This is a genomic window from Pseudoalteromonas sp. 78C3, assembly GCF_002836695.1.
Lineage (GTDB): Bacteria > Pseudomonadota > Gammaproteobacteria > Enterobacterales > Alteromonadaceae > Pseudoalteromonas > Pseudoalteromonas arctica.
In genome coordinates, this window is record NZ_PJAV01000165.1 from 76,787 (window position 1) to 88,443 (window position 11,657).

Sequence of the window (11,657 nt, forward strand, 5' to 3'; positions counted from 1 at the left end):
TCTCCCTGAAAGTAATACAGCTGCTTATTCCTATTACGGCAGCCATTTTAATAGCGAGCTTCTGAATTTTTCCTCTAACTAACCTGAACTCTGGTTAAGAGATTTATTATTCAGAGTTCAGGTTAACTAGTTTTCTCATGTTACAGACACAAAAAAACCTTGTCACTTTCGTGGCAAGGTTTTTTTATTAAAGAGTCGTTGCTTATTTAGCTGTGAAGCTTACTGGGCGACGTTCTTTACGAGGGCCAGTACGCTTATCACCGCGTTGGCTATCGTCTTTATCTTTACTAAAGGTGCGCTTTTTGTCACCAGCTGGACGCTCAGAGCGTTCTGCACGTGGCTCAGCAGGGCCTTGATCTTGTGTAATTGTTAAGCCCATAGGACGTTTACAAATAAACACTTTTTGGAAATGATCAAGTACATCTTTAGGCATGTTTTGCGGCAATTGAACCGTACTGTGATTGTCGTGTAAACGAATATCACCAATAAACTTGCTTGAGATGTCAGCTTCGTTAGCGATAGCGCCAACAATGTTCTTAACCTGAACACCGTGTTCACGACCTACTTCGATACGGTAAGTATCCATAGGGCCTGCATCACGGCTGTTACGTTCGCGAGGTTTACGCTCAGCGCGTTCACCACCACGTTCGCCGCCACGTTCGTTACGACGTCCACGGTCACCACCGCGATCATTGCGGTCGTTACTACGTGGGTTGCGATCGTTACGCTCGTTACGTTCACGAGGTTGAATCTTAACTTCTTCAACTTTAATTGGAGACTGTTGCTGTGCTAAACACAGTAACGCACCCGCTAAGCTTTCAAGAGGAAGTTCAAGTTTTTCAGCCATATTAGTAGCTATCTCGTTAAAGAATGTAATATCTTTGTTTTCAAGCGCAATAGTTAATTTTGCTTGTAACGCTTCAATACGTTTTTCTTCAACGATTTTTGCAGTTGGTAATTCAACTTGTGCAATTTCAGACTTCGTATGACGAATGATATTTTTAAGTAAATAACGTTCGTTATGTTTTACGAATAAGATTGCTTTACCAGTACGACCAGCACGACCTGTACGGCCGATACGGTGAACGTAGGCTTCAGAATCTTGTGGGATATCGTAGTTGATAACTAAGCTTAAGCGGTCAACATCTAGACCACGAGCAGCAACGTCTGTTGCAATAACAACATTTAGCATGCCGCTTTTTAAGCGTTCTACAGTGCGTTCACGTGCTTGCTGGTTCATATCACCATTAAGTGGAGCAGCAGAGAAACCTTCGCGCTCTAATAACTCAGCAAGTTGTACTGTATCGTTACGCGTACGTACGAAAACAATAGCACCTTCATACTGTTCAGCTTCTAAGAAGCGAACAATAGCTTTATTTTTATGTACGCTTGCATTCCAAAACACTTGCTCAACAGATGATACTGTAGAGTTACGCGCAGAAATATGAACCTGTTCAGGATTGTTCATATACTTGCTGCTGATGTTTTGAATTTGCTTAGGCATAGTCGCAGAGAAAAGACATGTTTGCTTTTCGCGCGGTGTTTTTTCCATGATGCTTTCTACATCATCGATAAAGCCCATACGTAACATTTCATCGGCTTCATCAAGTACAAGTGCTTGTAGAGCATCAAACTTGATAGTGCCACGGTTAATGTGATCGATTAAACGACCTGGAGTTGCAACAATAACCTGAGCGCCACGACGAAGTGCGCTTAATTGGATACTGTAGCTTTGGCCACCATATAGTGCCAATACTTCAATACCACGAACATGTTTAGCATATTGTTCGAATGCCTCAGCAACTTGGATCGCAAGCTCACGTGTTGGTGTGAGTACAAGGATCTGTGGCTGTTTCACAGACGGGTCAATATTATTTAGTAATGGCAGTGCAAATGCTGCGGTTTTACCTGTACCCGTTTGAGCTAGTCCCAGTACGTCCTTTCTTTCTAGCAATAACGGTATACATTGAGCTTGGATTTCAGATGGTGTCTTGTAACCCAACTCTTCAACTGCCTTCAAAATTGCAGGAGAAAGATTTAGAGATTCAAACGTGACTGGTTCTGACATTAATACGCCTCAACGAATTTAAAGAGGCGCGCATTATATAGGATTCGCGAGGCAAATGCTTGTATAAATTGAAACTAATTTGTATGTGTTTGATGTTGGTCGAAATTTAACCAGCTCAATGTAGGGTTTATTAAACTGGTTAACATATTTAATACAAAGCTTATTTATACAAGCCTAGGTTTTCTTTTGCGTAAGCTTCAAATTCTGTAAATCCACCAATGTGATTTTGGTCTACAAAAATTTGTGGAACAGTAGGGCAAGGCTTACCCGCTGACTTTTCAAGGTCGGCTTTACTTATACCTTCTTTAATTATGTCGATGTAACGAAATTTAAAGTCATCACGTTCGTTTGATAATTGCTCAGCAACATCTTTCGCACGAACACAAAATGGACAACCTTCACGGCCAAAAATTACGGTTAACATAGCTTTCTCCTCAATTTGATTAATATCAGTTTAAATGAATGGAAAATTATTTAAAGAGAAAAAAATTGATTGCACCATTCTAATAAAAGCATAAATCATATTATGCATAGCAATATGATTTGCAAAATGCGAATGAAAAACCAGAGCCCTGTTTGTCTAATACTTAAGTCTATGAATGCAAGTGTGTTTACAAGAATTAATTTATGGCACATAACTTGATGATATAGAGCTATACATTGGGTTAACGAGAATGCTTTATGAATATTAATAGTCACGTTTTAGAAATTATCCAAGGAGTAATAGGTAAATATTGTGAAACCCAAAGTCAAAAATTCTCTATTACCTTAATCAATAAGTTGCAATGTAACTACGTCTGTTTGCAAATTCCGCCAGAGCAAATGATTGCACAATGCGAGGCGTTTCTTACTCCGGCGCTAGCAGCAGTAAAGCAGTGCTTTTTACTTAACCTCGAAGCAAATATTCAGGGAGTTAGTATTCACTATCAGATTGATGATTCTGAACAAGTAAACACGTTGGATTTTCACGGGCTCTTAGCAACTAAAGAGTCTGTTAGTTTAGCGCTTGATGTTAGACAAAATGTAGACGTTTTAACTGATTGCGAAGCGTTACTCAAAAGCTGTTTAAAAATGTCAGCTAATACTCACGATCGTTTTGGTTTAAATTTTAAATTATTTAATAGCACGCTTAGAGAGTCTGCACAGCTAGAGGATTTACGCCATCTTAGTGGTAACGCATTAATTGATAAATTAAATAGTGACAGCTTAAATACACACATAAAGTTGTGCTCTATTAACGACATTTACGAGCTGAGCCAAGCTCATAAACTATCTAAAAAAATATTAGGCTGGCCATTTTTTGATACCGACTTAATTACTATTTTAACAACATTTCACACACAAACACGTTTATCGGTATTAGTAGCAGACGACAGCTTACCGAGCCAAATTGCTACAAAAGTAATGCTTGAAATGCTGGGCTGCTTAGTAACGTGTGCAGAAAATGGTGCCAGTGCATTAACACTTGCTCAAAATGAACCATTTGACTTGCTACTTTTAGATGAGCGTATGCCAGGAATGTTTGGTAGCGATGTGGCGCAGCAATTAGTTAGGCAAAATACACCTAATAACAATACTCCTAAAGTTATTTTAACGGGGTTAACAGGCGATGAGCAAATAGCTGAGTTGTTTGATAAAGGAATTACTCACTATTTACAGAAGCCAGTGACAAAAGCGGTACTTGAGAAATTTATTAAACCTTGGCAGTTAGCCTCTTAAATTGATTAATAAGGAGAGAGTTATGGATGATTTCTCTAAGACAGCACCTATTTTAATTGGTTTTCAAAACAATTACTTTTTGCCAAAAGGTATTTTGTATGACGAGGTTGAAGAGTCATCAAGAATTACTGGCGTGGGGGAAAATACACTCTATTTATTGACCTTCTGGGCAGAGCAATTTGCTTTAGTTATTAATACACCCATTCACTTTACGCAAAACTATAGCGAGCTTAAAAATCCGATTGGTATATTAAAAGTCATTGCGGTGGGGGCATTTAAAGCGGGTTCGTACGGTGCTCAAACCATTAAGCAGCTAGACCTTTTTAGTAATATTATAGAGGTGGTATTTGGGAAAAGAAGTTTAAATGCTTTTACACATATAGATTTAGCCGAAAACATCAAAAAACATGGGGCCACTAATATAATTTTAGCGGGTACTGTGTCTTCTATCTGTATTGATTCAACTGTGCGCACTGCTGTTGCACGTGGTTCTAATGCCACTATTTTAAGTGACTGCACACCGAGACGCACTCCTTTTGAACAAGCATTCTACTGTGAAAAGGTTTCCCTTCTTTATGCACGAGTTTGTGAGAGTAATACTTTTATAAAGTATTGGAGAGATCATGAATAATAATGATGAGCTACAAGTTCAAATCCAATATGCACTAGTTGAAAAACTTTCCAATAGTAATCGACGTCAAGCAAAGCTATTAGCTATTTTAGATGAGTGTATTTTTGAGTGTGATAAACATTTGAATTTTACTTATATTAATGAAGCTTGGGAGAAGAAGTTAGGTTACTCAACCGATTCATTAATTGGCTCCAATATTACTAAGTTAATGAATTGCGATGATATTATGCATTTTGTCGCATACAGCTGTTGTTTACTAGAAGGGAAGCAGGCTCCCAGTGTAGAAATACAAATTAAAAGCAGCATCGGGCTCATGAACTGGTTTGAGTTAAGGTTAGTTTATGATGAAAAAAGCGGCTTTATAGGCTCGTTCTATGACATTCAACGTCATAAAGATTCTCAATTATTGCTCACACAACAACAAAAATATGTAAAACGCTTATCGCTTGTTGCAAGCCATACAAATAACTTAGTAATAATTACAGATAAATTTGGCGTAATTGAGTGGGTTAACAATAGTTTTGAAGTACTTACAGGTTACACCTGTGATGAGGTTATAGGCACTAGCCCAGGTCAATTACTGCAAGGGCCAAAAACATGTGAAAAAAGTCGTAAGGTTATGTCTCACGCTGTAAAAAATGGGCTTCCTTTTCAAGTTGAAACCACAAATTACGATAAAAATGGTAACGTTTATTGGGTTGCTATTGATGCAAATCCAGTGCGAGATGATGAAGGTAAAGTAAAGCATTTTATCGCTATAGAAACTAATATTACGCAGCGAGTTAAAGCTGAACAAGCAATGGCAGAGATAGAATATAACTACCACTCTGTCGTCGATAATATTCCTGATATTGTTTTACGCCTTGATACATTTGGCAATTTATTATTTATAAATCAAGCATGGCAACGCGTCTTACACAGCAGTGTAGATGAGAGTCTTGGCTTACCTATAATTAAGTTTATAGCAAAAGAAGATGTAGAAAAAATTAGTAGCACTTTGCTTGATTATAAACAAGGTAAGCGTGATATACGTCGCTTTGATATACGTTTGATTAATGCACAAGGCATAAATAATTGGGTTGAAATGACACTTACTCCCATTGTGGGTGGCTACGAAAGCGATTTGTTATCTATTGCCGCAACACTTGTTGATATACAAGAACGTATTGAAAGCGAGCAAATATTGCTTGAAGCTAAACATCAGGCAGAAACATTAGCTGAGTCTAAAAGCCGATTTATGGCAAATATTAGCCATGAAATTCGCACGCCATTAAATGCCGTTATTGGCTCTGCAGATATTTTGCATCATACCGGTTTAACTTCTGAGCAAATGCGTTACACACAAATGATTAAAACAAGCTCTGATGCATTACTGAGTGTATTGGATGATGTATTAACGTATTCGCGTTTTGAAGCACAAGCTATAACACTCGATAATCAGCCATTTAGTATTGATACGTGTATTGAAGAAGCAATAGATATAATTTCCCAAAGCGCTTTGCAAAAAGGGCTTGAGGTTGTTTTTGATTTTTATCCTGATGTCCCCGCTCAAGTAATTGGTGATCATGCACGTATAAGGCAAATAGCCATTAATTTATTAGCCAATGCGATTAAGTTTACTCAGCAAGGCGTAATAACGGTGACCGTTAGATGTACTTACATTGGAGCCAATAATTTAAATCTTCATTTATCAGTAAAAGACACTGGAATGGGAATCGCAAAAAATAAAATAGAAAGTATGTTTATGCCTTTTATTCAATCAGATAATTCAATTACCCGAAAACATGGTGGTAGTGGCTTAGGCCTTGCTATATGTAAGCAAATTTGTGATGTAGTAGGGGGAGATATTTCGGTTAACTCTGAGCTCAATAAAGGGAGTGAGTTTATCGTTAATTACCCGTTACAAATAGACACAACCGACTCAATATTGCGAGAGGGGTTTGCAGCACGAAGTAAAAAGCCAAGAGTATGGATTGTAGGACATAACCAAATTTTAAAAACCGCGTTGGAGCACACACTCACTCGGTTTTCTATCGCTTTTGAGCACTATGAAATATGCCCAGATATCCCTGAGTATGATAGTTTTCCTGATGCAATTGTATTAACTGATCCTCCAACGCTAGCCCAAACACGCGAGTGTATAAATACATATAACTCCCTTAATTCACCGTGTTTACTTATCCTAGACTTACTAGGTGAAAACTTATTACCGCAAAATCTTAACGACAGAGAGCTTAGGTTAAATGGCCCTTTTAAAGTATCGCATGTACCGCGAGCAATTAGTTTATTGGAAGAGCAGTTATTTCATTTAGATATTATATTTACTAATCGTGAACAAAAAGAAGCCTTAGAAAGCCCTTCAGGGTTAACTCAGTTGAATGGGACCAATGTATTGGTTGCTGAAGATAATACTAATAATCAAATAGTAATAAGGCAGTTTTTAGAGCAAAAAGGCTGTCGGGTACATATTGCTAGTGATGGGCAAGAGGCAATAACCAAGGCTAAAAACAATAAACTTGATATTATTTTTATGGATATCCAAATGCCAATACTCGATGGGATTTCTGCAACTAAAGCAATCAGAAAGTTAGGTATAGTCACCCCTATAATAGCGCTCACAGCAAATGCAATTCATGGTGATAAAGAGCGATTTATAGAAGCGGGGATGAATGATTACTTAGCTAAGCCAATTGTAAGTGAGACACTTTATTTATTGCTTGATAAATATGCCCCAGAGCAGGTTATTGAATCTAAACATTTAAAGCTCTCTCGTTTAGCGCAAGTGTGGGAAAAGCTGAGCTGAGCAATGAAGAACAATATAAAAAGTGGGTTTGTGTTGCATAAAACTTGATAAACGAAGAAATTAACCTAGTATTTTAGGAGTAAGTTAAATTTATTTTTTAGTATTTAATGAGTGTTTTTATTATGGTTTTTCAATTTGATTCGCAAATTGCAATTCAAAATAAAAATACAACGTTACGAATTATTTTTGGATTCTAAATTACATTTTTAATTTTTTTAATACTTTGATTTTGTTGTTTATTTTATCTTTCGTTTGTTTTTGTTTAGTTGGCACGGCTTTCGCAACATATTAAATATCAAATCAAGACGAATTTAGTTAAATTTTAAGGGGTGCAAAATGCAAACAAACACAAAAGCTAAACAACAGCCTAAAGGTAACAATTGGGTACTAACACCTGAAATTATGGTTTTGTCTATTTTGCTTGTTGCCACTTTAATAATAGGTATTACAGTTTTACGAGGTAGCGATTCGATTGAACCGTTGGCAGATATACAGCCAATTACTTTTACACAAGCTGATGTTGAAAACGCACAGTTGATGAGTAATACATTTGACTCGCAAAATACTAACTATGCACAACATGTAACTGCTCCTAAAAACGAAAATAATGACACTCTTTCAAACTAGAGACTTTTGCGCAGGTAACTATTTATAGTTGCCTGCGTTTTTTTATGTTCCTACCACCGTTTTAACTTTCTATCCCTCCCTATAAAATTAGCTATATGCTTTTAAATTTAGATTGTGCTTAACTTAGACAGAGTTTTATCAAAGCTTTCTCTTTTCTCACCTACAATTGCTAACACTAGCTTTAGTAGCAGCTATTAACTGGCTTATCTGTGCTTTATAGGCTCGATTAAGCGCTCATTTGCCAATTTAGGTGCATAGCAAACTGAATTGCAAAATGCGAATAAAGTGGGAGAACTAAAATCTTTTAACCTTCCAATTTAACCGCCTGAATCTATTGGTTTTTATTTCTATTTTTCCACATTTAAAATGGCCTGTAAATTGCTACTCATTATAATAAGTCACTAAGAGTGAAAAACGGAGCAAAATCATGAGTGCGTTTAAATACCTAGAATCGGAAAGCCCAGTCAATCTCGCAAGATGGCATGAGTTAGAAAGAATCATGTCTGATTCAATGCAAAATAATTATTTTAAAATGGTTTATCAACCGCTTGTATCATTAGGAACGGGAAAGTTGGTCGGCTTTGAGTCGCTAGTAAGGTGCCAATCACCGCGCTTTGGCATTGTTGGCCCTGATGAGTTTATCCCGCATGTAGAGCAATCGGGAATGATTTTAGAATTAGGTGACTGGATTTTTGAGCAATGTTTGTCTGATCTAAAACAGATGCGACATTTTGGTATGACAGATATTGCTGTTTCTTTAAATATTTCACCGGTACAAATTTTAGATGGTGATGTGTTTTCAAAAGTAATGGCTTTGCTAGAAAAGCACCAAATACCACCAGAGGCCATCAAAGTAGAACTAACGGAAACAGCGCTCATTCATAGTCCTGATAAAATAGCTAAGGCGTTTGAAAACTTCCATAAAGAAGGCGTAAAGGTGTGGATTGATGATTTTGGCACTGGGTACGCGTCTTTAGGTCTACTTCGTCAATTTGATATTGATGGTTTAAAAATTGATCGCAGTTTTGTAAGTGGTATTGCAACTAATAATGAAGACTTTACGTTATGTAGTGCAATTATTGCGATGGCTCAGCGATTGGGCTTACAAACTGTAGCAGAAGGCATTGAAGAGAATGAGCAATTACAAATATTAGAACAACTTGGTTGTGATATTGCTCAGGGGTACTTGCTCGATAAACCGCAAACATTAACAAAAAGTATTGATACCTGGGCTCTGTAATTGTTTATATTCATTTTGATTTGCAAAATGCAAAAAATAAATTACTCTTAAACTACAACTCTTACATTTTATTAGTGTACGAAGCTTTAACTTACACAAAGGTTATCTATGCCTATATCAGAGCAGTTTATCGATAAAAGTATTACTGAGCTAAACGTTTTAATTCAACTTGAAAAGGATGTTGGAATAAGCGTTTTAGCTCGATTAGTAAACTTATTTATCGATGAATTAGCTACTATGGCTAACCAATTAGATACGGCAATTAGTAATGCAGATATTATAAAAATTAGAGAAATAATGCATGTTTTGAAAAACTCGGCTGCTTTATATGGAGCCGCTCCTTTAGCTGCATTGGCAACACAGTTACACGATTCACCACCACCAACCACAGAAGAAAATTTGCACGCAGCGCTTGTTATTAAGCATAACTTGGATAAAACCCGAGATGCATATCAAATAATGAGTAAGAGTATAGCTATCTAGGAGAAAGCCGTGTCAGATATAATGGGTAAAGGTCTTGTTTATATAGTTGAAGATAGCATCGCAAGTGGTGCTTTGTACGCAAGTCAGCTAGAGCAAGTAGGTTTTGAATGTAAGCATTTCGCAGATGGGTATTCTGCGTTGGTCGGTATTAAAGAAAAAATGCCTGCGGTGATAGTACAAGACGTATGTTTGCCTGATATAAGTGGGCTTGAAGTTTTACAATTTGTAAATAAACAAAAAAATCCTGCTAATGTAGTCATGATCACCTCAAATAGTTCTATTGATATTGCAGTGGAAGCTATGCGTTTAGGTGGCTTTGATTTTTTAGAAAAACCCTTCACAAGTCAGCGACTTATTAGCTCAGTAGAAAGTGCGTTAACACCCAAAGAGCAAACTAAAGTACAACCTTTGGTTGAAAGCAGTGATAAAAGCCAAGATTTTGTTGGTGAATCACTCGCAATGAAAACCGTTTTTAGATTGCTAGATAGCGCAGCTAGAAGCAAAGCATGCGTATTTATTACAGGTGAAAGTGGAACCGGTAAAGAAGTATGCGCACAAACCCTTCATGATTCGAGCCCTCGCAGCCAAGGTCCTTTTATTGCAATAAACTGCGCCGCTATACCAACCGAATTATTTGAGTCTGAATTTTTTGGTCATGTTAAAGGTGCGTTTAGTGGGGCGTTAAGCGATCGAAAGGGCGCTGTTGAAGTGGCCAACGGCGGTACGTTATTTCTAGATGAACTATGTGAAATGGAGCTTAACTTACAAGCTAAGTTATTACGCTTTTTACAAACCGGCATATTTAGCAAGGTTGGTAGCAGCGAGGTATTACACAGCGATGTTCGCTTGGTATGTGCAACCAACAGAAATCCAATAATAGAGGTAGCAGAAGGGCGCTTTAGAGAAGATTTATATTATCGTTTAAATGTTATCCCCGTAAAGCTCCCGCCTTTAAGGGAGCGCGGAAACGATATTTTACTGCTCGCTGAGTATATTTTAAAACAAAAAAGCGATAGCAACGCTAAACATTTTATTGGCTTTTCTGATGAAGTTAAGGCGCTTTTTTGTAATTACGATTGGCCAGGAAATATACGCGAACTGCAAAATGTAATTGAAAATACAGTCGTTATTAATGATGGCGATGTAATAGAAAGAGATATGCTACCAAATTCATTTGGTCTAGGCGCTGTAAAACACTCAAGCTCAACTAAGTCAATTCACAATACAAACGATCAGAGTGTTCAATTATCTCCTATGTCGGTTCACGATATAGAACCATTATGGCAAGTTGAAAAAAGGGCTATTGAAAACGCAATCAAAAGCTGCGAAGACAACATTCCTCTTGCTGCTGCTTATTTAGGGGTAAGTGCATCTACCATTTATAGAAAAATAAAGGGATGGTCTTAAAGCTTTAATAGATTTTAATTGCAATTTTAGGTTGAATTAATAAAAGTTACCCTAAACTCTATGTGTAAGAGCAAAATTAATTTTTAATCTGAAATAGTAAAAGGAGATCGCAATGAGTAACACTAGTTTAAAACCTGCGGATATTATGCCATCACTAGTAGTGAGTGATGTTGATGAGAAAAAGGTAGATTTAGTTGACAGAATAAGTGACTCTCCGTGGAAAATGATTGTTGTTTATCGAGGCCAGCACTGCCCTAAATGTACTGCGCAACTCAACGAGCTTGCTAAAGTTCATAAAGACTTTAAAGAGACTGGAGTTGAAGTGGTTGCAGTAAGTGGTGATAGCCATGAGCAGCTTAATAAACATCTTGAAAAAATAGATATTAACTTCCCAATTTACTATGGTTTAACAATCGAACAAATGACTGATTTAGGGCTACATATTAGCGAGCCTCGCAGTGGTGCAGAAACTGATCATCCATTTGCTGAACCAGGGATTTATGTGCTTAATGAAAAAAATCAGCTTCAAATGGTCGATATATCAAACAGCCCGTTTGTTCGTCCTGATTTAGAGCAACTGCTAGGTGGAATTAAGTTTTCAAGAGAAAACGACTATCCAATCCGGGGCACATTTATTAAATAGTATTCATTTTACATGGTTTCAAAAAAGGCACTCTTC

Annotated in this window: 10 protein-coding genes; 8 read left to right on the forward strand and 2 right to left on the reverse strand. The window is 37.1% G+C overall.

Going from position 1 to position 11,657, the window contains the following annotated elements:
- Nucleotides 1-202: 202 nt before the first annotated feature.
- Together CXF76_RS15320 and CXF76_RS15325 are read right to left on the reverse strand one after the other, a co-directional pair.
- The gene (locus CXF76_RS15320) at nucleotides 203-2,068 is read right to left on the reverse strand and encodes a DEAD/DEAH box helicase (RefSeq protein WP_007585469.1); all 1,866 of its coding nucleotides are present in this window, start codon (nucleotides 2,066-2,068) and stop codon (nucleotides 203-205) included.
- Between the two features lie 160 nt (nucleotides 2,069-2,228).
- Nucleotides 2,229-2,492 carry a GrxA family glutaredoxin gene (locus CXF76_RS15325; protein ID WP_007585470.1) on the reverse strand — a complete coding sequence of 88 codons (264 nt, stop codon included), beginning with the start codon at nucleotides 2,490-2,492 and terminating at the stop codon, nucleotides 2,229-2,231.
- A gap of 257 nt (nucleotides 2,493-2,749) precedes the next feature.
- Between CXF76_RS15325 and CXF76_RS15330 the strand changes: the two genes are divergently transcribed.
- The 8 genes from CXF76_RS15330 to CXF76_RS15365 all read left to right on the forward strand — a co-directional run bounded on the left by CXF76_RS15330 (nucleotide 2,750) and on the right by CXF76_RS15365 (nucleotide 11,621).
- The gene (locus CXF76_RS15330; RefSeq protein ID WP_010554674.1) at nucleotides 2,750-3,787 is read left to right on the forward strand and encodes a response regulator; all 1,038 of its coding nucleotides are present in this window, start codon (nucleotides 2,750-2,752) and stop codon (nucleotides 3,785-3,787) included.
- Between the two features lie 22 nt (nucleotides 3,788-3,809).
- Nucleotides 3,810-4,418 (forward strand): cysteine hydrolase family protein, encoded by a 609-nt coding sequence (locus tag CXF76_RS15335; protein WP_024591631.1) that lies wholly within the window; start codon nucleotides 3,810-3,812, stop codon nucleotides 4,416-4,418.
- On the forward strand, nucleotides 4,411-7,221 hold the full coding sequence (locus tag CXF76_RS15340) for a PAS domain-containing hybrid sensor histidine kinase/response regulator (protein WP_101164082.1): 2,811 nt from the start codon (nucleotides 4,411-4,413) through the stop codon (nucleotides 7,219-7,221). The genes CXF76_RS15335 and CXF76_RS15340 overlap by 8 nt, the downstream gene beginning before the upstream one ends.
- A 336-nt stretch (nucleotides 7,222-7,557) precedes the next feature.
- Entirely contained in the window at nucleotides 7,558-7,848 is a 291-nt protein-coding gene (locus tag CXF76_RS15345; RefSeq protein WP_024591629.1) for a hypothetical protein, read from the forward strand.
- Nucleotides 7,849-8,275: 427 nt separating this feature from the next.
- A complete protein-coding gene (locus tag CXF76_RS15350) occupies nucleotides 8,276-9,088 on the forward strand; it encodes a putative bifunctional diguanylate cyclase/phosphodiesterase (protein WP_225305785.1) in 813 nt (270 codons plus the stop codon).
- A gap of 108 nt (nucleotides 9,089-9,196) precedes the next feature.
- A complete protein-coding gene (locus CXF76_RS15355; protein ID WP_101164083.1) occupies nucleotides 9,197-9,571 on the forward strand; it encodes an Hpt domain-containing protein in 375 nt (124 codons plus the stop codon).
- Nucleotides 9,572-9,580: 9 nt separating this feature from the next.
- Nucleotides 9,581-10,978, forward strand: a complete 1,398-nt coding sequence (locus CXF76_RS15360) for a sigma-54-dependent transcriptional regulator (RefSeq protein WP_101164084.1) — start codon at nucleotides 9,581-9,583, stop codon at nucleotides 10,976-10,978.
- Nucleotides 10,979-11,090: 112 nt separating this feature from the next.
- Nucleotides 11,091-11,621, forward strand: a complete 531-nt coding sequence (locus CXF76_RS15365) for a redoxin domain-containing protein (RefSeq protein WP_101164085.1) — start codon at nucleotides 11,091-11,093, stop codon at nucleotides 11,619-11,621.
- The last annotated feature ends 36 nt before the right edge of the window (nucleotides 11,622-11,657 follow it).

What these genes read in the sequence shown, in the direction of transcription:
- CXF76_RS15320 (WP_007585469.1), bottom strand. Translation starts at nt 2,068, where the DNA reads ATGTCAGAACCAGTCACGTTTGAATCTCTAAATCTTTCTCCTGCAATT.
- CXF76_RS15325 (WP_007585470.1), bottom strand. Translation starts at nt 2,492, where the DNA reads ATGTTAACCGTAATTTTTGGCCGTGAAGGTTGTCCATTTTGTGTTCGT.
- CXF76_RS15330 (WP_010554674.1), top strand. Translation starts at nt 2,750, where the DNA reads ATGAATATTAATAGTCACGTTTTAGAAATTATCCAAGGAGTAATAGGT.
- CXF76_RS15335 (WP_024591631.1), top strand. Translation starts at nt 3,810, where the DNA reads ATGGATGATTTCTCTAAGACAGCACCTATTTTAATTGGTTTTCAAAAC.
- CXF76_RS15340 (WP_101164082.1), top strand. Translation starts at nt 4,411, where the DNA reads ATGAATAATAATGATGAGCTACAAGTTCAAATCCAATATGCACTAGTT.
- CXF76_RS15345 (WP_024591629.1), top strand. Translation starts at nt 7,558, where the DNA reads ATGCAAACAAACACAAAAGCTAAACAACAGCCTAAAGGTAACAATTGG.
- CXF76_RS15350 (WP_225305785.1), top strand. Translation starts at nt 8,276, where the DNA reads ATGAGTGCGTTTAAATACCTAGAATCGGAAAGCCCAGTCAATCTCGCA.
- CXF76_RS15355 (WP_101164083.1), top strand. Translation starts at nt 9,197, where the DNA reads ATGCCTATATCAGAGCAGTTTATCGATAAAAGTATTACTGAGCTAAAC.
- CXF76_RS15365 (WP_101164085.1), top strand. Translation starts at nt 11,091, where the DNA reads ATGAGTAACACTAGTTTAAAACCTGCGGATATTATGCCATCACTAGTA.